The following is a 19,144-nucleotide window of genomic DNA, read 5'->3' on the forward strand; positions in this document are numbered from 1 at the left end:
GCAGTGTTCCGATCTCCGCAGGATGGACCCTCGCGGACGCGCATTCACGACCCTATTCGTCTCCTGTGCTTTCGTCCTCTTCCTCCGAGGGCTCGAAGCGGATCGAGGCGATCCCTCCGCTGTCGCGCGCTTTGGTGAGCGCTTCGATCACCGCTTTCGCCCCGCGATCTCCGTGCGGATTGTTGGCCAGCACCTTCAGGAGGAAGATCGCATCATCATAGCGTCCCTCACGCGCAAGCTGGGTGGCGTAGGCGAATCGCACTTCCGCAGCTTCGGGCGCCAACGAGAATGCCATCTTCAGCGCATCGGTTATTTGCGGATGGCTGGCGCCTTCACGCAGATAACTGTTGGCGAAGTCGTATAGCGCGAGCGGGTCGGCCGGATCGAGCCGGTTGGCCTTGCCGATATATTCGCGGGCTGCCGCCCAGTTGGCCGGGTCCGGATCGTCCCCATGGTCGAAAGGTTCGAGTAGCAGCCTGCCCTTGAGCAGGTTTGCTCTCACATGATTGCCGTCGAGTGCGAGCGCCCGGTCGACCGCGGCCTCGGCCGCGCTGAAGTCGTAACCGGCCTCCTCCTTGTGGTTGAGTGCGAATTCGATCTCCGCGAACTGGTACCAGCTCTCGGCCGTGCCTTCGCCGCGTTCCGCGAGGCTGCGCAGCTTGTCGCGCGTCGCTTCGGGCTCGTATCGGGCGATCCTTTCCAGGGTCAGCTCGACAAGTTCGCCCTCGTACGAGGACAGATCGGTGATCCGAATGTCACGGGCGTAGGCAAGCGGAAGGTCGGACTTCGAATAGCCCATCGATCCCCGCACGTAGCGGCGCAAGTTGCTCTCCAGCTCGTCCAGATCGCCGAAGTGCTTGCGCGCCGCCTCAAGGTTCTCGGTCCCGCTATTGATCTCGCGCAGGTAGGCCTGAATCTGGTCCCCGCGCTTCTTCGGGTCCGAATCGAGCATGTGGGTCAATGCCCACGACCAGCCGTAGAAAGCGCCACCATCCCGAATCTCGGAGACGTCGGAAGTCAGCAACGCCTCGATCGGAATCTTTTGCCCGTTGTTGACCGAATAGGCCCGGTCCTTCTGGGGGTAGCCGAAGATCCATTCTCCGTTCGATTTGAATTCGGCGGTCGAGACATATTCGGCGAAGCCTTCCACGAACCACGCAGGAGCGGGAATGCCGAAATTGTTGAACATGAAGTGATGCGCATATTCGTGAAACAGCGTGCGAAGGCCGCGGTCGTTCGCTTCCCGGTTGCTGACTGCGTAGCTGCCCTCGACCCGCGGGGAATAGAAGCCCGCGATGTTGCGGCCGCGCAAATCCTCGACCTGGCCCATCGAGCGCAGCAGGTAGATGCGCAGTCGGGTCGGTTGTTCACTTGCCGGTCGACCGAACACCAGTCGAAGGAGAGCGTCGAACTTTTCCAGCTGGATTGCATAGTCCTCCAGCTGGCTGGTGCTGCCGTCCGAATAGATGACGAAGTGGCGCGTTTCGGCCTTCTTCCAGTCCGCCGCGCTGGCAGGCACCGCCATCGCCATCAGCAGCGCGCACAGTCCCGCGACCCAGTTCTTCATATCGACCCCCCGAAATGTCCTTTGGCGCTACCCTAACGGCTTGAAAGCGAGGGGCAAGATCAGCGTCGCCTAGACGAAACTATACGGATCGATGTCGATTCCCACGCGCACGCCGCGCGGCAGTTCCAGCGGGCCGAGCCAGTCGCGGATCGCGTCCTGCAGCGCGGCGGTGCGTTTGGCGTTGATCAGCAGGCGATAACGATAGCGTCCGCGCAGCTGGGCAAGCGGGGCAGGTGCGGGGCCAAGGATCATGATGTCGTCCAGCCGCGGGCGCGCATCTCCGATCCGTGCAGCGGCCAGGCGCGCTTCTTTTTCGTCCTCGCTCGACACGATGATCGCTGCCCAGCGTCCGAAGGGCGGGGCATTGGCGTGGCGACGCGCCTCCAGCTCGGCCGCGTAGAAGGCATCGCGGTCGCCCTCCGCCAGCGCGGCGATGACGGGCGCCTCCGGGTGGCGCGTCTGGATCAGCACTTCTCCGGGCTTGGAGGCGCGGCCCGCGCGGCCCGCGACCTGTGCGATCTGCTGGTACACGCGCTCCGCCGCGCGCAGGTCGCCGCCCTCCAGCCCCAGATCCGCATCGACCACGCCGACCAGCGTCAGGTCGGGGAAGTGGAAGCCCTTGGTGACGAGCTGCGTGCCCACGATGACGTCGATCGCGCCGCTTTCCGCCATCGCGACGAACTCGGCGGCGCGGGCTGGGGTGTTGAGGGTGTCGGACGTGGCAACCGCGATCCGCGCTTCGGGTGCGATCTCGCGCACTTCGTCCGCCACCCGCTCCACCCCCGGACCGCAGGGGACGAGGCTGTCCTTCTCGCCGCATTCGGGGCAGGCTTCGGGCGTAGGTTCCTCATGCCCGCAATGGTGGCAGGCGAGGCGGTGTGAAAAGCGATGTTCCACCAGCCAGGCGCTGCACTGCTTGCACTGGAAGCGGTATCCGCAATTGCGACACAGCGTCAGCGGCGCGTAGCCACGCCGGTTGAGGAACAGCAGCGTCTGCTCGCCGCGCTCCATCCGCGCGAACAGCTCGTGGGCGAGCGTTGGGGCGAGCCAGCGGCCGCGCTCGGGCGGCTCCTCGGTCAGGTCGAGCAGGCGGATCGTGGGTAGCGTGGCACCGCCGAAACGGCTGGGCAGGTCGAGCTTCCGATAAGTGCCTGTCTCCGCCATGTGTAGGCTTTCGAGCGCCGGCGTGGCGCTGGCGAGAACGACTGGTATCCGCTCGAAATGCCCCCGCATCACCGCGACATCGCGGGCGTTGTAGCGCACTCCGTCATCCTGCTTGAAGCTGATCTCGTGCGCCTCGTCGACCACGATCAGGCCGAGATTGGCATAGGGCAGGAACAGTGCCGAGCGTGCGCCGACCACCACCTGTGCGCCGCCCTCTTCCGGCGCGCGGGCGATCGCGCGCCATGCACGGCGCCGCTCCGAAGATTTGAGCGAGGAGTGCCACAGCACCGGGACCACTCCGAAGCGATCCTCGAACCGGCGCAGGAAGTTCTCGGTCAGCGCGATTTCCGGCAGCAGCACCAGCACCTGACGGCCCGCGCGGATCGCGGCGGCGACGGGTTCGAAATAGGTCTCGGTCTTGCCCGATCCGGTCACCCCGTCGAGCAGGATCGGCGCGAAGTCCTCCGCCTCGACCGCCCTGACCAGTTCGTCCGCGACTTCGGCCTGCTGCGGTGAGAGCACCGGCTCGGCATGGTCGGGCTGCGCGCGGGGGTAGGGGCGGTCCGCGTCGACCTCTTCGGGTTCAAGCACGCCCTGGCTCACCAGGCCGCGCAATACCCCGTCGGAGACCCCCGCAATCGCGGCCAGTTCGCGGATCGTGCCCTGCCGGTCGACCAGCTTTTCCAGCGCCTGCTTGCGCTGCGGGGTCATCCGGTCGGGCTGCGTGCCGGTCAGGCGGTATTCGGTGACGGTGACGCCGCCCTTCAGCGCGCCTCCGCTGGCGAGCACCATCCGCGCGACCGAGGACATCGAGGCGCAGTAATAGTCCGCGGTCCATTCGATCAGGCGGCGCAGTTGTGCGTGCAGCGGGCGCACCGGGAGGACCGACAGGATCGGGCGCAGCTTCGCCTCGGGCACCGACTCGCCGGGAAGGCGTTCTTCCTCCCACACGATGCCGGTGACCTGGCGCGGGCCTAGCGGGGCGACCACGACGCTGCCATGCTCGACCGCCATGCCATCGGGCACGCGGTAATCGAGTACGCCGAGCGCGGCGTTGAGGACGAGGAGGCGGATACGGCGCATGGGTCGTCCGCCAATATGGGTGCAGGGGCTCCCGCGCCACAAGCATGGAAGGTGAGACGATGACCGGAATTCTGGAAAATGGCCTGAACCGGCGCAGCCTGCTGGGGGCTATCGGTGCCGGGGCGGGCGCGATGCTGCTGGGCGGCTGCGCGACCTACGAGACCCGCGTGACCAACGTGATCGAGCGGCTGCTGCTGCTCTCCAGCCAGCGCGCCTTCGCCCGGCTGACCGTGCCGGGCGGCTTCTGGGACCAGCAGATCGCACAGGCCGGGCTCGACAATTTTCTCGGTGCGCGGGGCAATGTGCTCGCCGGGATTCTCACCTCGGGCCTGGTCAAGTCGCGGCTGGAGCGGGAGTTTGCAGGCTTTGCGGTCGAGGCGAGCGAGCGCGCCGCGCCGATTATCTATGATTCGATCCGGCTGATCGGGGTCGAGAACACGATCGGGCTGATCACCGGCGGGCCGACCGCCGCGACGAGTTATCTGCGCGCGGACCTTGGCCCGCGGCTGGTCGATGCGATGGTGCCCGAACTCGGCGATGCGATGCGGCTGGCGCGCGATCCGGTGATCGGCCAGCTGGTCTCGGCGCTGGCCGGGGTCGATGTCGGCGGGGTGGCCGCGCGGCTCGCGAACGAGATCGACGATACCGTGTGGGCCGAGATCGGGCGCGAGGAAGCGGCGATCCGTGCCGATCCGCGCAGCACCAATGATCCGGTGCTGATCGGCGCCCTGGGCCTCGCCGGGCGGCGCTGATTGGCGAGGAGCGCCTAGAAGCGGTAGGCCGCGCTCAGCTGGGGCACGTGGGTATAGGTGTCGCCGCCCGGACGCGGGCGCAGTTGCAGCAGGTAACCGCCGCTTACCTCCAATCGCTCCGCCACGCGGTAGGTCAGCCCGACGGCGAAGCGCAGCTGGTCGACCCGCTCCGGCCCGCCATCATTGCGATCGCGCAACTGATACAGCAGTTCTGCCGATGCGCTGGCCTTGAGCTTTGGGGCGATCGTGTCGCTCAGCTGCACGCGCTGGCGCAGGCGCAGCGCCATCCGGTCCGAATTGTCGTAGAAGCGCTCTTCGATCCGGGTGCGCAGCGACAAGATTCCGGTCGAAAAACCGACCTGCTGGTAGGGGCGAACCTCGGTAAAGCCGTCGATGTCGTGGATCTCGATCCCACCGCCCAGCGAAAAGCCATCGCCGATTTCGTGATCGACCACTGCACCGACGATATATTCGTCGGGCCCGGCCTTGCGCCGTTGCTCTACTTCCACCTTCAGGCTGGTGCCCTCGGCGATATCACCCTTGGCCGCCAGCTCGATCCAGAATTCGCTTTCGTCTGCCAGAGCTGCGCTCGGTTGCAAAAGCACGGTCGCGGCGGCAAGTGGGAGGGCGCGCGCCGCAAGATTGACTGATCGCATCGGGAATCCTTGAACAGGGTTCGGGTGTGACGCTTCCATGACAGGTATGTGACCAAAATGAAATTCTTCGCAGACACCGCCGACATCGCCGACATCCGCGACCTGGCCGAAACGGGCCTGATCGACGGGGTGACCACCAACCCCTCGCTGATCCACAAATCGGGCCGCGATTTTATCGAGGTGACCAAGGAAATCTGCGGCATCGTCGATGGTCCGGTCAGCGCCGAAGTCGTCGCGCTCGATCACGAGACGATGATGAAGGAAGCCGACAAGCTGCGCAAAATCGCGGATAATGTCTGCATCAAGGTGCCGCTGACGCTCGACGGGCTGAAGACCTGCCGTGCGCTCACCGACGATGGCACGATGGTGAACGTGACGCTGTGCTTCTCCGCCAACCAGGCGCTGCTGGCCGCGAAGGCGGGCGCGACCTTCATTTCGCCCTTCGTCGGCCGCCACGACGACAACGGCTTCGACGGGATGCAGCTGATCGAGGATATCCGGCTGATCTACGACAACTACGCGTTCGAGACCGAAATCCTCGTCGCAAGCGTGCGCCATGCGACCCACGTGCTGCAGGCGGCGAAGATCGGTGCGGACGTGATGACCGCGCCGCCCAAGGTGATCCGTGGCCTCGTCAACCACGTGCTGACCGACAAGGGCATCGAGGGCTTCCTGAAGGACTGGCAGTCGACCGGTCAGAGCATTCTCTGAGGTTTCGGGCTTGAGCGAAGAAACCCCTCTCGACCGTTTCAAACGCGCGCTGACCGGCGGCGCGCGAGCGATTGCGCGCGAGCCCGAGGTGGAAGTCGCGTGGAGCGCGGACCGACCCGGCGCGGCAGGCAAGAACTTCCGCGTGCCGCTGCCCGGACGCCAGCTGCCGCCCGAACAGGCCGCCGAGGCGCGCGGCTTTGCCGATAGCTTCGCGCTCAAGATCCGCCTGCACGACAACGCACTGCATGATGCGGGCGCGCCGGGCGATCCGGTCGCGCGCGCCGTGTACGACGCGGTCGAGCAGGTCCGGTACGAGGCGCTGGGCGCGCAAGGGTTTGCGGGCGTGGGTGAGAACCTCGCCGCCGCGACCGAGCTGCGCGCCGCCAGCGACCCCATTGCCCGCGCCACCGAAGCGCGCGACGTGCCGCTCTCCACCGCCGTATCGCTGATGATGCGCGAGGCGCTGACCGGAAAGCCGATTCCCGAACGCGCGAAGAAGGGCGTCGATCTCGTCCGCAACTTCGTCAACGAGCGCACCGGCGGCGATTTCTCTGCGCTGGCCGACAAGCTCGACGACCAGAAGGCGTTTCAGGACCTCTCGATCGAGATGCTGCGCCAGCTCGACCTGATCGAAGGCGCAGACAGCGCGCCCGATGATGCGGACGAGGACGGCGACGACGACGAGGGCGAATCGCCCGAGGACGATACCGACGAGGAAGACGCGGGCGACCAGTCGCCGCAGCAGAGCCCCGAAGCCGCCTCCGAAATGGCGGAAGGCGATGCCGACGAGGATGGCGAGGGCGAGCTGTCCGAAGAGGACGGCGACAGCGACGACGCTGGCGACGACGGCGAAGAGGGCATGATGCCCGTGCGCCCCAATCGCCACTGGACCGACATTCCCGACGATTTCGAGTATCAGGTCTATACGCGCAAGTTCGACGAAGAGATCGCCGCGACCGAACTGTGCGATGCCGACGAGCTGGACCGGCTGCGCGCCTATCTCGATAGCCAGCTGACCGGCTTGCAGCATGTCGTCACGCGGCTGGCCAACCGGCTCCAGCGCCGGTTGATGGCGCAGCAGAGCCGCAGCTGGGATTTCGATCAGGAAGAGGGCATGCTCGATGCCGCGCGGCTGGCGCGCGTTGTCATCAGCCCCGGCCACTCGCTGAGTTACAAGGTCGAGCGGGAGACCGAGTTCAAGGACACGGTCGTCACGCTGCTGATCGACAATTCGGGCTCTATGCGCGGGCGGCCGATCTCGATCGCTGCGATCAGCGCGGATATCATCGCGCGCACGCTGGAGCGGTGCGGGGTGAAGACCGAAATCCTCGGCTTCACCACCCGCGCGTGGAAGGGCGGGCACACGCGCGAAAAGTGGCTCGCCGATGGCAAGCCGCAGCAGCCCGGCCGTCTCAACGACCTGCGTCACATCGTCTACAAGCAGGCCGACGAGCCGTGGCGCCGCGCGCGCCGCAATCTCGGCCTGATGATGCGCGAAGGGCTGCTGAAGGAAAACATCGACGGCGAGGCGCTGATGTGGGCGCACCAGCGCCTGCTCGCCCGGCCCGAGGACCGCCGCATCCTGATGGTGATCTCCGACGGCGCGCCGGTGGATGACAGCACACTATCGGTGAACCGGGCAGGGTATCTCGAAGCGCACCTGCGCAAGGTGATCGAGTGGATCGAGAAGGCCTCGCCCGTCCAGCTGGTCGCGATCGGCATCGGCCATGATGTGACGCGGTATTACAAGCGCGCGGTGACGATCATGGATGTCGAGCAGCTCGGCGGGACGATGATCGGGCAGATGGCGGATCTGTTCGAGGTGGAGGGTTGATACGGGCGCTGCCGGGTGCGATCACTGCATTGGCGGTGGGGGCGCTCTTATGGATCGTCTTCAACGGGCTCGCGGGAGTTGCTGAACCCTGGGATGCGCCGACTTTCGGATATGCCTACGCTGTGGCTCTTGTTCTTGCGGCAGGTCTCGGCTTGATCTTTCCGCAGCAAGGTTGGCTAGCGGGCGGTCTCGTAGTCTGGGCGATGTTGCCTGTCATGACAGTTCAGTCGGGTTTAGGTCCGCTGATGCTTGTTGGAGTGCTTTTTCTGTTCCTGCTCAGTATTCCGAGCGCTTTTCTTGCGTTCTGGATGGCTCGCTTGCGGCGAGGGATAATTGCCAGAGCCACAAGATAAGAGCGTGTGAGATCCAGTAGCATATATCACACATCGTGTGATATATGCATACGCATGAGCAAGCTTGAACGTATCACCGTCACCATGCCCGCCGAAATGGCTGCGCGGCTCCGCGCTGCGGTCGAGCGCGGCGAATACGCCACCACCAGCGAAGTGGTTCGCGAGGCGCTGCGCGACTGGGGCGAGGAGCGTGAACGAACCGAAGCGGAGAACCTCGCAATCCGTAAGCTTCTGGACGAGGCGCGGCAGAGCCCTTCGCTCCCCGCGAATGAGGTGTTCGCTCGTGTTCGGCAGCGGGTTGCCGATGTCGTTGCAGAGGCCACGGCGCCCGGGAAATGACCTTGCGGTTCGCGCCAGAGGCCGAGCAAGATCTGCTGGCGATTGCCGAGTTCATCGGTGAAGACAATCCCGATCGCGCCGCCGATTATATCGAAGAGATCATCGGCTTCTGCACCGAACTCGAAGATCGCCCGTTAGCCTATCGGCTGAGACACGAATGGGGTCAGGCTGTTCGCGCCGCACGCTATGGCTCCTACCTCGTGATCTACGAATGCCCTGATGATGCGGTCTTGATCTTGCGCATCCTGCGGGGCCGTCGTGATGTCGGCTCTATTTTGCGCGACACGTAGCTGCAGGCCTGTGCTTCACACCGTCATGCAACACGGGACCGACGGCATGACCGCTTCCAGCTCCGCCGCCTCCGCCACCAGCTCCGGCACAACATCCCCCCGCGCATCCAGCACCTCCTCCCGAAACTGCGCCCACGGAAACGGGCTCCCCGGATCGCTCCTTCGCGCAGGGTCGAGCATCGCGTGGCTCACCACATGGCGCAGGTTGGGGTATTTGGCCCAGGCGTAGCGGACGATTTGCGCAGTCGCCTCTATCTGCCAGTCGGAGAAATCGTCCGTGCGCACCTGCCGGTTCACCACCTCGATCCCGAGCGACCAGTGGTTGATCCGTCCGCGCCCGCCCCAGATCGCGGGGTGAGAGCAGCTATTGCGCACGTGCCATGCCGCGCGTGCCTCGTGGCAGGTCGCCCACACAAATTGCCCGTGCTGGGGCTCGTCCTCGTCGGGTACCAGCCAGTGAAAGCTCGCCTTGCGATCAAAGATCACGCTCGCCGCGCCTGCCGAGCTGCCACCCGCCGTGGCGTGGATTACCACCGCGCGCACGCCGAGGATCGCGTCGTAGATGCGCGCGCTCGATGCCTTGAGCGCCGCGTCGCGGATGTCCGGCCACCAGCGTTCCTCCAGCGGAGCGTGCGCCGGGCGCAGCGTGAGGTCGAGATCGAAATGATAGGTGGCGGGGTCGCCCATGTGGTCCTCCCGAAAGGGTCGCAGGGCGAGTCCAGCTAGAGCGCGATTTGCGAGTAGGACAGCGCGAAATGCAGCCTGCCGGGTTGGCGCGACGGCGGCCAGCCGCTAGCCAGCCGCTCATGAGCGATCAGACAATGTCCGTTTCCGAAGCCGTCACCTCGCGCCGTTCGGTGCGCGATTTCCTCGATACGCCGGTGCCGCTTGAGACGATCCGGCAGGTCATGGGCACCGCGCGCTGGGCTCCTTCGGGCTGCAACTATCAGCCGTGGGAAGCGACGATCCTGACCGGCGAACCGCTCGCGCAGCTGCGCGAAAAGCTGCGCGGCTCCGAGATGAAGAAGCCCGATTACGACTGGGACGCGCCCAAGCAGGAGGATCGCTACAAGCAGCGCCTCTACGAACTTTCGGCCAGCATGTTCGAATCGCTCGGGATCGAGCGCGAGGACAAGGCGGGTCGCGCCGCGGCGATGGGCCGCAACGTCGTCAGCTTCGGCGCGCCCGTCCTCCTGCTGTGCTATTTCCCGCGCCTGATGAAGGAAGCGCAGTGGTCCGATACGGGGATGTGGCTGCAGACCATCATGCTGCTGCTGCGCGAGCAGGGGCTCGATTCCTGCCCGCAGGAATTCATGGCCTACTACGCCGATCCGATCATGGAGCACATTGGCGTGAGTACGCAAACGCACCGCTTCTTCTGTGGCATGGGCATCGGCTATCGTGATCCGGATGCGCCGGTGAACAGCTTCGAGCGCAACCGCGTGCCGCTGGAAGAGCATGTCCGGTTTGAAGGCTTCGAATAAGGATACACGCCCATGAGCCCGCGCTACCTCGTTGCCCTGCTGCTCGCCCTGTCGGCGATCAACCTCGCGCTGATGATCCCCGGCGGCTTCGTCGAGACGCGCGATTTCAGTGCCTATCCGGCGAGCGGGCTGGCCGCATTCAACATCTTCCTGACCGTGCTTGGCCTCGGCTCTCTGGTGCTAGCATGGCTGACCTGGCGCGGCGGCGTGCGACGGGTGTGGAGCATGGCGGCGGCGGTCGGCTTTGCAGCGACCTATCTGCTCGACCTGTTCGAGATATTCCCGGTGACGCCCGTGCCGATGTCGTCGCTGCTCGAAACGCTCGAATGGCTGGGCACCGCGCTCGCCATCCTGCTTGCCACGGCGGTGCTGACCGCTGGTGGACGCGATGCGGGCGGCAGGGAAGGCGCGGCGATCCCGCGCGGGCTGACCATCGTGATGGGAATCGCGGGCGTCGGCATCGTGATCTTTGCGACGATCGCCGCAATGGGCGGCTGAGGCGCGGAACCGCTCCCTGCGCCGAGAGATTGATGGGGCACCAACTCAGGGAGCGGACATGCGTATAATCGGATGGATTTCGACGATGGCGGCAGTCTGCGCGCTCGCGGCGTGCGATGCGCCCAACACGGCCACGTCCGATGCTGAGCCGCCCGAAGCGCAATCTTCGGTGGCTGAGCCTGCAACTCCGAGCGAGGCCGAGCCCGCTCCGCCCAGCGAGGAATATGCCAACAGCCGTCCCGCGCTCGACAACGGCGCGGCCGAGCCGACCGAAGGCTCCTGCCTTGCCGAACTGGGGCGCGAGAAGGCCGAAACCCTGTCCGAGCAGTGCTATGAGATGTCGCCCGCCACGCGGCCGGCGTGCAATATCCAGAACTCCTGCGACACGATCCGCGCCGAGCTGAAGCGCGGCTGCAACTTCGGGGAAACTTCTGACAATCCGGACTATTGCGAAGGTCTCTAGCTCCGCTCGTCTTCGGGGACGCGGCGGACAATGTCCGGGTCGCGCCAGATCATCACCCCCATGGCGACGAACCAGCCCAGCTTGCCGAAGGCGAGTGCGCGTTCGTAGAGCCCGTCCCACCCGGTCGGCACGACGAACAGGAACGGCGCGGCGATCGCCCACAGCACCCCGCCGACATACAGCGCAATGCCCAGCCGCCGGTCGATCTCGTAGAACTGGCCCGCGGTCAGCAGCACGGTGAGCGGGAAGGCGACGCCCATCAGGTAGACCAGCTTGTAGTGGATCTGCGTGCCTTCGCCGGTCGAATAGGCCTCGTACGCCGCGATCAGCGAGTAATCGACTGCCAGAACCACCAGCAGAATCGTGCCCAGCCGCCAGTCCCAGCGGGATACGCGCCAGCGGATCAGCCCCACCGTCACCGCGAGCACGCCCACGACGAAGGCATAGATGCCGAGGTCGGAAAGGATGTCCCACTTGCCCGCCGCCAGATTGCTGATCGTGTCGCTGGCCAGCCCGATCCGGTCCGACAGGGCAGCCCCCAGCAGGTCGCACACCACAGAGATCGCGCAGCCCGCGATGGCCACGCAGCCCAGCGTGCGTGAGAGGGTGTCGGTTCCTGAATCCTTGCTGATATGATTGCTCCGGTGTTGCGCAGCCGCGCGGCTTGGCGCATTTGCGCGGGCTATGACCGACGCGCCGCAACTCAAGCTGTTCAATTCTCTCAACCGTCAGCTGGAACCCTTCGTTCCGGTCCACGAGGGCGAGGCGCGCGTCTACACCTGCGGGCCGACGGTCTATAACTACCCGCACATCGGCAATATGCGGGCCTATGTGTTCGCCGATGTGCTGGGCCGCACGCTCAGCTGGCGCGGCTACAAACTCACCCACATCATCAACATCACCGATGTCGGCCACCTGACCGACGACGCGGATGCGGGCGAGGACAAGCTGGAGAAGATGGCTGCCAAGCAGAAGCAGTCGATCTGGGATATTGCCGAGCATTACACCAAGGCGTTCAAGGACGACATAAGCGCGCTCAACATACGTCAACCGGCGCAGTGGTCGGTCGCGACCGACTACATCGCGGAGATGATCGACTTCGCGAAGAAGATCGAGCCGAAGCACTGCTACCAGCTCGATAGCGGCCTCTATTTCGACGTCTCTACGGTCGAGGACTACGGGCGGCTGGCGCGTGCCGTGACCGAAGAGGGGGAGGGCCGGATCGACACGGTCGAGGGCAAGCGCAACGCTGCCGACTTCGCAATCTGGCGCACCACGCCCGCGGGCGAGACGCGGCAGATGGAGTGGGATTCGCCGTGGGGTCGCGGCGCGCCGGGCTGGCACCTCGAATGCAGCGTGATGGGCGGCAAGCTGCTCGGCTTCCCGTTCGACATCCATACCGGCGGGATCGACCACCGGGAGATCCACCACCCCAACGAGATCGCGCAGAATCAGGCCTACTGCGGCTGCGGCGGGCTCGACGACGCGGCGCATTCGGGCGCGAAGATCTGGATGCACAACAACTTCCTGGTCGTGCGGTCGGGCAAGATGAGCAAGTCGAGCGGAGAGTTCCTTCGGCTCCAGTTGCTGATCGACAAGGGTTACTCGCCCGTAGCCTACCGGATGATGTGCCTGCAGGCGCATTACCGCAGCGAACTGGAGTTCTCGTGGGAGGGGCTGGGCGCCGCGCTGACGCGGCTGAAGCGGATGGTGATGGCTGTTGAACAGCTCAAAAACCGTCATGCCGAACTTGTTTCTGCAAGCAGGTCTTCGACTCCGGCATCCAGCGAGCAGCCCGAGCCGTTTGTGCAGGAGGCGGGCTGGACCCTGAAACAAGTTCAGGGTGACGACTGGGGCAAGCTCGCGCCGGCGATCGAGAAGTTTCAGGCGGCACTGGCCGACGATCTCAACACGTCGATCGCACTGACTGCGCTCGAAGAGGCGTTGACGATCAAGAAGGTCGACCCAGCGCAAAAGCTGCGGGCAGTTTCCGCGATGGACGCCGTCCTTGGCCTCGGTCTGCTCGACCTCGCGCGGACCGATCTGCGCATTCGCCCGAAGGACGCGGTCATCACCGAAGCCGAAATCGAGGACGCGCTGGAGCGCCGCAAGGCCGCGCGGGTGGAGAAGGACTTCGCCACCTCGGACGCGATCCGGGACGAGCTCGCCGCGAAAGGCGTCGATGTGATGGATGGTGACCCCCTCGGCTGGGAGTGGAAGCTGGCTTGAGGCCGAACCGCCACCCCGGACTTGATGCGGGGTTGGTGCTTCACTTCTGATCCGTTCGCGTGAGAGAGAAGCCCTGGCCTGGATCAAGTCCGGGCCGACGAGACAAGAGAGGTTGAGCCTTTGACCACCGCAGTCCTGTCCGCCCTGATCCGCCCGCTGGTCGAACCACGCCTGCCCGACTGGGTCGAGCCGCTGTGGTTCATGAGCAAGGAGGAGGCGATCGAACTCGCGCCGCGTGCGGAGATCGGCTGGTTCGATTTCAACCAGCCCGGCCCGATGTGCGAGGTCGTGGCCGCCACGACAAACCTCAAATGGCTCAACTCCATCTATGCCGGGCTCGATTTCCTGCCGCTCGACCTGCTCAACGAGCGCGGCACGATCGTCACCAATGGCGCCGGCATCAACGCGGTCACGATGGCGGAGTACATCGTCATGATGATGCTCGTTCACGCCAAACGCTATCGCGAGGTTGTTCACGCGCAGGACCGGCATGAGTGGCTGCTCGACAGCCCGGGCAAGCGCGAGCTGAATGGCGAACGCGTGTTGCTGTTCGGACTGGGTGCGATCGGATCGCTGGTGAAACCACGGCTGGAGGCCTTCGGGATGGAGGTCGTTCCCGTTCGGCGGTCGGACAAGGATGGAGCGCTCGGACCAGACGAGTGGCGCGGCCAGCTCGCCGATTTTGACTGGGTAATCCTGGTGCTTCCTTCCACCCCGGAAACACATCACATGATCGGTGCGGACGAATTGGCAGAGATGAAAAGCACCGCGGTACTGGCCAACTTCGCGCGCGGCGATGTTGTCGATCAGGCAGCCCTGGTCGAGGCCCTGGAGGCGAAGCGCATCGAGGCCGCGCTGCTCGATGTGACCGATCCCGAACCGCTGCCCCAGGACCATCCGCTCTGGGCGCTCGACAATGCCCACATCACCATGCACCTGTCGGCACGGGCGCAAACCGGGATGTTTCAGCGCAGCGCGGACCGCTTCATCGAGAACCTTGCCCGCTGGCACGCCGGCGAACCGGTTGAACCGCGCTTCGACCCCGCGCTGGGGTACTGAACGCTTCGCGAAACCAATCCGTGCCGCCGCCCGTATAGGTCGGGCACACCAGGAGGGGAGAGAGCGATGGCCGAGGGACAAGCGATCAAGACGAGCGATCTGTTCGTCCAATGCCTTGAAGCGGAGGGCGTCGAATATGTCTTCGGCGTTCCGGGCGAGGAGAACCTCGACCTGCTCGATTCGCTCTCGCGCTCCGACATCCGCCTGGTGCTCACCCGGCACGAGCAGGGCGCAGGCTTCATGGCCGCGACCTATGGCCGGCTGACGGGCAAGGCGGCGGTATGCCTGACCACGCTGGGGCCGGGCGCGACCAATGCGCTGACCGCAGTCGCCTATGCGCAGCTTGGCGGGATGCCGATGCTGACCGTCACCGGGCAGAAGCCGATCAAGCATTCCAAGCAGGGCCGCTTCCAGATCCTCGATGTGGTCGCGATGATGAACCCGGTGACCAAGTTCGCGCACCAGCTGGCGAGCGGGGAGACGCTGCCCGCGCGGGTGCGCGAGGCGGTGCGGCTGGCCGAGGAAGAGCGCCCCGGCGCGACCCATCTCGAACTGCCGGAAGACATTGCGGCGGAAGAGGCAATCGCTGCGCCTCTGAAAGCCTCGGTCGCGCGCCGCCCCTCTGCCGAGCCCAAGGCGGTGCGGATCGCGGTGGAGGCGGTGGAGGCCGCGAAGAAACCGCTGCTGGTGATCGGCGCGGGCGCGAACCGCAACATGGCGAGCAAGATGCTCGGCGAATTCGTCGACAAGACGGGTATCCCCTTCGTCACCACCCAGATGGGCAAGGGCGTGCTGGACGAGAAGCGGCCGCTGTTCCTCGGCTGCGCTGCACTGTCTTCGGGCGATTTCGTCCACCGTGCGATCGAGGAAGCGGACTGCATCCTCTCGATCGGGCACGACGTGATCGAGAAGCCGCCCTTCTTCATGCACCGCGACGACAAGCGCGTCGTCATCCACGTGTCGTACAACACGGCGGAAGTGGACCCGGTCTACTTCCCGCAGATCGAGGTGATCGGCGATATCGCCAACGCGATCTGGCAGATGAAGGAGGCGATCACCCCCCGCGAAGACTGGGATGCAGGCTGCATGCTGCGCTACCGCGAGGCGGAGCAGGAGCATTCGCGCGAACTGATGGAGGATCGCCGCTTCCCGATCTTCCCGCCGTTCCTGGTTGCCGCGATCCGCCGGGCGATGCCGCGCGACGGGGTGATCTGCCTCGACAACGGGGTCTACAAGCTGTGGTTTGCGCGCAATTACATGGCGCATCTGCCCAACACGATCCTGCTCGACAACGCGCTCGCCAGCATGGGTGCGGGCTTGCCCAGCGCGATCGCCACCGCGCTGGTCCATCCGCAGCGCAAGGTGCTGGCGGTGTGCGGCGATGGCGGCTTCATGATGAGCGGGCAGGAACTGGAAACGGCGGTGCGGCTGGGCGTCGACCTGACCGTGCTGATCCTGCGCGACGATGCCTATGGCATGATCCGCTGGAAGCAGAAGAACATGGGCCTGGCCGATTATGGCCTGACCTTCGGCAATCCCGATTTCGTCGACTACGCGACCAGCTTCGGCGCGCATGGCCACCGGGTCGAAAGCGCGGAGCACCTCGAACAGCTGCTCGCCCAATGCCGCAATGCGGGCGGGGTGCATGTGATCGACTGCCCGGTCGACTATTCGGAAAACGATTCGCTGCTCAACCACGAGATCAAGGAACGCAGTGCGCAGCTTTGAGGTTGCCTTGGTAAAGGAGATTGCCCCCGTGCCACAGCTCAAGGACACTTACCCCCTCTACCTTCGCAACGAGGCCGCGCAGCCCAACACCGATCTCGAGGTGACGGACAAGTACACCGGCGAGGTCGCCTTCCGCACCGCGCTCGCCACGCCCGAGATCATCGACGATGCGATCGTCGGCACGGTCGAGGCGACGGAGCCGATGGCGCGGCTCGCCAGCTATCAGCGGCAGGACGTGCTGATGCACTGCGTGAAGCGGTTCGAGGAGCGTTTCGACGAACTCGCCTACGCGTTGTGCGTCGAGGCCGGAAAGCCGATCGGCGACAGCGAGGGCGAGGTCACCCGCCTGATCGACACCTTCCGCATCGCCGCCGAGGAAAGCGTACGGCTGGGCGGCGAGGTCATGCCGCTCGACATCTCCGAACGCGCCAAGGGCTATCAGTCGATCTGGAAGCGCGTGCCCATCGGCCCGTGCAGTTTCATCTCTCCTTTCAACTTCCCGCTCAACCTTGCCGCGCACAAGATCGCGCCGGCGCTTGCCGTGGGCTGCCCCTTCATCCTCAAGCCTGCGAGCAAGACGCCGCTGGGCGCGATCATCATCGGCGAGGTGCTGGCCGAGACCGACCTGCCCAAGGGCGCGTTCTCGATCCTGCCCGCCAGCCGCGACGGCGCGGACCTGTTCACCACCGACGAACGGCTCAAGCTGCTCAGCTTCACCGGGTCGGACGAGGTCGGCTGGGCGCTGAAGGCAAGGGCAGGCAAGAAGAAGGTCGTGATGGAGCTGGGCGGCAACGCTGCGGTCATCATCGACCATGATGCCGATCTGAAGGATGCCCTGCCGCGCGTCATCAAGGGCGCCTTCTACCAGTCCGGCCAGTCATGCATCTCGGTCCAGCGCATCCTCATTCACGAGGATGTCTACGACGAGTTTCGCGACATGCTGGTCGAGGAAGCCAAGGCCCTTGTCGCGGGCGATCCCAAGGACAAGGACACCTTCATCGGCCCGATGATCGACGATGGCGAGGCCGAGCGGGTCGAGGCATGGACGAAGGAAGCTCTCGACCATGGCGCAAAGCTGCTGTGCGGCGGCACACGCGAGGGGCGGATGATCCCCGCAACCCTGCTCGAAAACGTCGACCGCGACGCCAAGGTGGTGAACGAGGAAGTGTTCGGGCCGCTCGCCGTCCTCATGAAGTTCTCCACTTTCGACGAGGCGATCGAGGAAACCAACCGCTCCGAATTCGGGCTGCAGGCGGGCATCTTCACCCGCGACCTGTTCAAGATGTTCGATGCGTGGGACCGGCTGGATTACGGCGGCATCTGCATCAACGAAATCCCCAGCTACCGGGTCGACAACATGCCCTATGGCGGGGTCAAGAACTCCGGCCTGGGCCGCGAAGGCGTGCGCTTCGCGATGGAGGACATGACCGAGATCAGGAACCTCGTGATCCGGCGGTGACCGCCCGGGCCCCCTTCAGGGGCGCGGCACAATCGTCAGGCGATACGGAATATAGAGCAGGACTTCGCCCGGTCCCGACCGTGCCCAGCGGACCGGCATGTTGAGGCCTTCCACCTCGACCGCGTAGCCATCGCCCATGCTGCGCGCCATCGCGGCGGAATCCTGCGCGATCCGTTCCGCGATCTGCGGACGGTAACTGTCAGGGCCGACGATAGAGAGCGTCGCATCGCCCCATTCGTCTATCTGCGCGCGTCCTACCTCGGGCACCGATTTGATGAAGCGCGCGATCTGCGCCTCGGCCTGCTCGCCAGACTGGGTGTCCCCAAGCCGTGCCTTGACGAGGACGATCACCCGCTCGCTGTCGGGGCGATTGTCGCTTTGCAGCGCGACCTCCTCGACATTGTCGGGGGTGAGAGTGGTCAGGATATAGTCGCCATAGGCCAGTTCGACCCCGGCGGCGTTTGCCCGCCGCACCGCGTCGGAGAGCATCGCACGGATTTCACGACGTCGCTGCGTCTGGTCGCGCGTGTCGCCCCGGATGACGACAGGCTGGACCAGGAAGTCGGCCGCTCGGCGCAGGCCCACGGCGGGCATTTCGTCGGAATAATCGTCCTGGTCGATACGCGAGCCGGTGACGATGATCTCCTGCGTGTCCAGATCCTGAGCGGTGGCCGGCACAGCAAGAGCAAGGATACAGGGAAGCAGTGTGATCTGCTTCAGAAATGGTCCGACATTCATTGTGCTTGTTCCTCCTCCAACCCTTGCCGCAATTGCTATCTCCAACCCTGTCCGAGCGGAAGCGGGAACACCCTTGACACACCTGACACACAGTCCAGGGGGGGGGGGGTAAAAACCACCCCCGCCACGCCACCCGCTCAACCGTCCTCCAGCAGCAGCAATTCGCAGGTGACGGTGAGTCGGGGCGAGGGCGCAAGGGCATGGTCCACCGCGCTTACCGTCGCATCGGCGACCAGCTGGCCGGGCAGGGCGAATTCGTGATCGGGCAGCTCGGCGATCAGTACTTCCCCGCCCGCGATTGCGTCGGGCGTGTCGAATGCCAGCCGCACCGTGTGGCGAGTGCCGGCGAAGGTGATGCTCGCCCAGCCACGCTCGCGGTGGTCGAGCACGCGGCCCTCGCCCCCGGCGAGCGCGATGAGCGCCCGTTCGAGCCTCCCGGCGTTTCCCCGGCGCGGGGCGAGGGTGGGAAGGGCCTCAGCCTGCATGGCGAGGCTCCTCCATCCGGGCGCGCCATTCGGCCATGAAACCGTCCACGCGCCGCTCCGTGCCGGAGCGCGGCATGCGCCCGTTGCGCAGGTCGAGCACGAAGCGTGGATCATGCGTCGCGAGCCGCCCGAATTTGGTCGCGGGCATATCGAATTCGCGCAAAAACCTCTCTATCCTTCGAATCAGCATAAATTTCCCTCACAGATGGCTTTGACAGGTCGATTCGGCGCCGCGGTGAAGGATTGCTCGCC

General features: G+C 65.3%; 21 protein-coding genes. 13 read left to right on the forward strand and 8 right to left on the reverse strand.

Annotated features, from left to right (window positions below; genetic code table 11):
• Window positions 1-52: 52 nt before the first annotated feature.
• A complete protein-coding gene (locus KYN89_RS09435) occupies window positions 53-1,567 on the reverse strand; it encodes a tetratricopeptide repeat protein (RefSeq protein WP_222824800.1) in 1,515 nt (504 codons plus the stop codon).
• Between the two features lie 69 nt (window positions 1,568-1,636).
• Window positions 1,637-3,814: a primosomal protein N' gene (locus KYN89_RS09440; protein WP_222824801.1), complete on the reverse strand. Its 2,178-nt coding sequence runs from the start codon at window positions 3,812-3,814 to the stop codon at window positions 1,637-1,639.
• Window positions 3,815-3,873: 59 nt separating this feature from the next.
• Here KYN89_RS09440 and KYN89_RS09445 point away from each other — a divergent pair, with 59 nt between their 5' ends.
• Complete coding sequence (locus KYN89_RS09445; RefSeq protein WP_248285096.1) at window positions 3,874-4,566, forward strand: DUF4197 domain-containing protein; 693 nt, start codon at window positions 3,874-3,876, stop codon at window positions 4,564-4,566.
• Between the two features lie 14 nt (window positions 4,567-4,580).
• Here the strand turns inward: KYN89_RS09445 and KYN89_RS09450 are convergent, their stop codons facing one another.
• Window positions 4,581-5,171 carry a DUF2490 domain-containing protein gene (locus KYN89_RS09450; protein ID WP_346727222.1) on the reverse strand — a complete coding sequence of 197 codons (591 nt, stop codon included), beginning with the start codon at window positions 5,169-5,171 and terminating at the stop codon, window positions 4,581-4,583.
• A gap of 108 nt (window positions 5,172-5,279) precedes the next feature.
• Here KYN89_RS09450 and fsa point away from each other — a divergent pair, with 108 nt between their 5' ends.
• The 5 genes from fsa to KYN89_RS09475 are packed head-to-tail and all read left to right on the forward strand — an operon-like array spanning window position 5,280 to window position 8,749.
• Window positions 5,280-5,933, forward strand: coding sequence for a fructose-6-phosphate aldolase (gene fsa / locus KYN89_RS09455; RefSeq protein ID WP_010234315.1), 654 nt, complete (start codon window positions 5,280-5,282; stop codon window positions 5,931-5,933).
• 10 nt (window positions 5,934-5,943) lie between these two features.
• The gene (cobT, locus tag KYN89_RS09460) at window positions 5,944-7,767 is read left to right on the forward strand and encodes a cobaltochelatase subunit CobT (protein WP_222824804.1); all 1,824 of its coding nucleotides are present in this window, start codon (window positions 5,944-5,946) and stop codon (window positions 7,765-7,767) included.
• Window positions 7,764-8,120: a hypothetical protein gene (locus KYN89_RS09465; RefSeq protein WP_222824805.1), complete on the forward strand. Its 357-nt coding sequence runs from the start codon at window positions 7,764-7,766 to the stop codon at window positions 8,118-8,120. Before cobT ends, KYN89_RS09465 begins: the two co-directional genes overlap by 4 nt.
• Before the next feature lie 54 nt (window positions 8,121-8,174).
• Complete coding sequence (locus KYN89_RS09470; protein ID WP_222824806.1) at window positions 8,175-8,459, forward strand: ribbon-helix-helix domain-containing protein; 285 nt, start codon at window positions 8,175-8,177, stop codon at window positions 8,457-8,459.
• Complete coding sequence (locus KYN89_RS09475; protein WP_222824807.1) at window positions 8,456-8,749, forward strand: type II toxin-antitoxin system RelE/ParE family toxin; 294 nt, start codon at window positions 8,456-8,458, stop codon at window positions 8,747-8,749. The genes KYN89_RS09470 and KYN89_RS09475 overlap by 4 nt, the downstream gene beginning before the upstream one ends.
• A 15-nt stretch (window positions 8,750-8,764) precedes the next feature.
• Here the strand turns inward: KYN89_RS09475 and KYN89_RS09480 are convergent, their stop codons facing one another.
• A complete protein-coding gene (locus tag KYN89_RS09480; protein ID WP_222824808.1) occupies window positions 8,765-9,436 on the reverse strand; it encodes an N-acetylmuramoyl-L-alanine amidase in 672 nt (223 codons plus the stop codon).
• A 119-nt stretch (window positions 9,437-9,555) separates the two neighbouring features.
• Here KYN89_RS09480 and KYN89_RS09485 point away from each other — a divergent pair, with 119 nt between their 5' ends.
• Genes KYN89_RS09485 through KYN89_RS09495 form a run of 3 tightly spaced genes read left to right on the forward strand, consistent with a single transcriptional unit; the run spans window position 9,556 to window position 11,194 of the window.
• Window positions 9,556-10,233, forward strand: a complete 678-nt coding sequence (locus KYN89_RS09485) for a nitroreductase (protein WP_222824809.1) — start codon at window positions 9,556-9,558, stop codon at window positions 10,231-10,233.
• A 12-nt stretch (window positions 10,234-10,245) separates the two neighbouring features.
• Complete coding sequence (locus tag KYN89_RS09490) at window positions 10,246-10,731, forward strand: DUF8051 family protein (RefSeq protein WP_222824810.1); 486 nt, start codon at window positions 10,246-10,248, stop codon at window positions 10,729-10,731.
• Between the two features lie 58 nt (window positions 10,732-10,789).
• Entirely contained in the window at window positions 10,790-11,194 is a 405-nt protein-coding gene (locus KYN89_RS09495; RefSeq protein ID WP_222824811.1) for a hypothetical protein, read from the forward strand.
• Here KYN89_RS09495 and KYN89_RS09500 read toward each other — a convergent pair.
• Window positions 11,191-11,778, reverse strand: coding sequence for a DUF998 domain-containing protein (locus tag KYN89_RS09500; RefSeq protein ID WP_222824812.1), 588 nt, complete (start codon window positions 11,776-11,778; stop codon window positions 11,191-11,193). The genes KYN89_RS09495 and KYN89_RS09500 overlap by 4 nt on opposite strands.
• A 100-nt stretch (window positions 11,779-11,878) precedes the next feature.
• Here KYN89_RS09500 and cysS point away from each other — a divergent pair, with 100 nt between their 5' ends.
• The 4 genes from cysS (at window position 11,879) to KYN89_RS09520 (ending at window position 17,669) form a co-directional block, all read left to right on the forward strand.
• On the forward strand, window positions 11,879-13,423 hold the full coding sequence (gene cysS, locus KYN89_RS09505; RefSeq protein WP_222824813.1) for a cysteine--tRNA ligase: 1,545 nt from the start codon (window positions 11,879-11,881) through the stop codon (window positions 13,421-13,423).
• Window positions 13,424-13,543: 120 nt separating this feature from the next.
• The gene (locus KYN89_RS09510; RefSeq protein ID WP_222824814.1) at window positions 13,544-14,482 is read left to right on the forward strand and encodes a D-2-hydroxyacid dehydrogenase; all 939 of its coding nucleotides are present in this window, start codon (window positions 13,544-13,546) and stop codon (window positions 14,480-14,482) included.
• 66 nt (window positions 14,483-14,548) lie between these two features.
• Window positions 14,549-16,210, forward strand: a complete 1,662-nt coding sequence (locus KYN89_RS09515; RefSeq protein WP_222824815.1) for an acetolactate synthase large subunit — start codon at window positions 14,549-14,551, stop codon at window positions 16,208-16,210.
• A 28-nt stretch (window positions 16,211-16,238) separates the two neighbouring features.
• Window positions 16,239-17,669 carry an aldehyde dehydrogenase family protein gene (locus KYN89_RS09520; RefSeq protein WP_222824816.1) on the forward strand — a complete coding sequence of 477 codons (1,431 nt, stop codon included), beginning with the start codon at window positions 16,239-16,241 and terminating at the stop codon, window positions 17,667-17,669.
• A 15-nt stretch (window positions 17,670-17,684) separates the two neighbouring features.
• On the opposite strand, the gene KYN89_RS09525 is transcribed toward KYN89_RS09520, so the two are convergent.
• The 3 genes from KYN89_RS09525 to KYN89_RS09535 form a co-directional block, all read right to left on the reverse strand.
• On the reverse strand, window positions 17,685-18,407 hold the full coding sequence (locus KYN89_RS09525) for a TonB-dependent receptor (protein ID WP_248285098.1): 723 nt from the start codon (window positions 18,405-18,407) through the stop codon (window positions 17,685-17,687).
• Between the two features lie 137 nt (window positions 18,408-18,544).
• Window positions 18,545-18,892, reverse strand: a complete 348-nt coding sequence (locus KYN89_RS09530; RefSeq protein ID WP_222824817.1) for a hypothetical protein — start codon at window positions 18,890-18,892, stop codon at window positions 18,545-18,547.
• Window positions 18,882-19,082 carry a hypothetical protein gene (locus tag KYN89_RS09535; protein WP_029140243.1) on the reverse strand — a complete coding sequence of 67 codons (201 nt, stop codon included), beginning with the start codon at window positions 19,080-19,082 and terminating at the stop codon, window positions 18,882-18,884. The genes KYN89_RS09530 and KYN89_RS09535 overlap by 11 nt, the downstream gene beginning before the upstream one ends.
• Window positions 19,083-19,144: the final 62 nt, after the last annotated feature.

It is taken from the genome of Alteriqipengyuania abyssalis (genome assembly GCF_019857185.1).
In the GTDB taxonomy this organism is placed as follows: domain Bacteria; phylum Pseudomonadota; class Alphaproteobacteria; order Sphingomonadales; family Sphingomonadaceae; genus Alteriqipengyuania; species Alteriqipengyuania abyssalis.

What these genes read in the sequence shown, in the direction of transcription:
- KYN89_RS09435 (WP_222824800.1), bottom strand. Translation starts at nt 1,567, where the DNA reads ATGAAGAACTGGGTCGCGGGACTGTGCGCGCTGCTGATGGCGATGGCG.
- KYN89_RS09440 (WP_222824801.1), bottom strand. Translation starts at nt 3,814, where the DNA reads ATGCGCCGTATCCGCCTCCTCGTCCTCAACGCCGCGCTCGGCGTACTC.
- KYN89_RS09445 (WP_248285096.1), top strand. Translation starts at nt 3,874, where the DNA reads ATGACCGGAATTCTGGAAAATGGCCTGAACCGGCGCAGCCTGCTGGGG.
- fsa (WP_010234315.1), top strand. Translation starts at nt 5,280, where the DNA reads ATGAAATTCTTCGCAGACACCGCCGACATCGCCGACATCCGCGACCTG.
- KYN89_RS09470 (WP_222824806.1), top strand. Translation starts at nt 8,175, where the DNA reads ATGAGCAAGCTTGAACGTATCACCGTCACCATGCCCGCCGAAATGGCT.
- KYN89_RS09475 (WP_222824807.1), top strand. Translation starts at nt 8,456, where the DNA reads ATGACCTTGCGGTTCGCGCCAGAGGCCGAGCAAGATCTGCTGGCGATT.
- KYN89_RS09480 (WP_222824808.1), bottom strand. Translation starts at nt 9,436, where the DNA reads ATGGGCGACCCCGCCACCTATCATTTCGATCTCGACCTCACGCTGCGC.
- KYN89_RS09485 (WP_222824809.1), top strand. Translation starts at nt 9,556, where the DNA reads ATGAGCGATCAGACAATGTCCGTTTCCGAAGCCGTCACCTCGCGCCGT.
- KYN89_RS09490 (WP_222824810.1), top strand. Translation starts at nt 10,246, where the DNA reads ATGAGCCCGCGCTACCTCGTTGCCCTGCTGCTCGCCCTGTCGGCGATC.
- KYN89_RS09495 (WP_222824811.1), top strand. Translation starts at nt 10,790, where the DNA reads ATGCGTATAATCGGATGGATTTCGACGATGGCGGCAGTCTGCGCGCTC.
- cysS (WP_222824813.1), top strand. Translation starts at nt 11,879, where the DNA reads ATGACCGACGCGCCGCAACTCAAGCTGTTCAATTCTCTCAACCGTCAG.
- KYN89_RS09515 (WP_222824815.1), top strand. Translation starts at nt 14,549, where the DNA reads ATGGCCGAGGGACAAGCGATCAAGACGAGCGATCTGTTCGTCCAATGC.
- KYN89_RS09525 (WP_248285098.1), bottom strand. Translation starts at nt 18,407, where the DNA reads ATGAATGTCGGACCATTTCTGAAGCAGATCACACTGCTTCCCTGTATC.
- KYN89_RS09530 (WP_222824817.1), bottom strand. Translation starts at nt 18,892, where the DNA reads ATGCAGGCTGAGGCCCTTCCCACCCTCGCCCCGCGCCGGGGAAACGCC.
- KYN89_RS09535 (WP_029140243.1), bottom strand. Translation starts at nt 19,082, where the DNA reads ATGCTGATTCGAAGGATAGAGAGGTTTTTGCGCGAATTCGATATGCCC.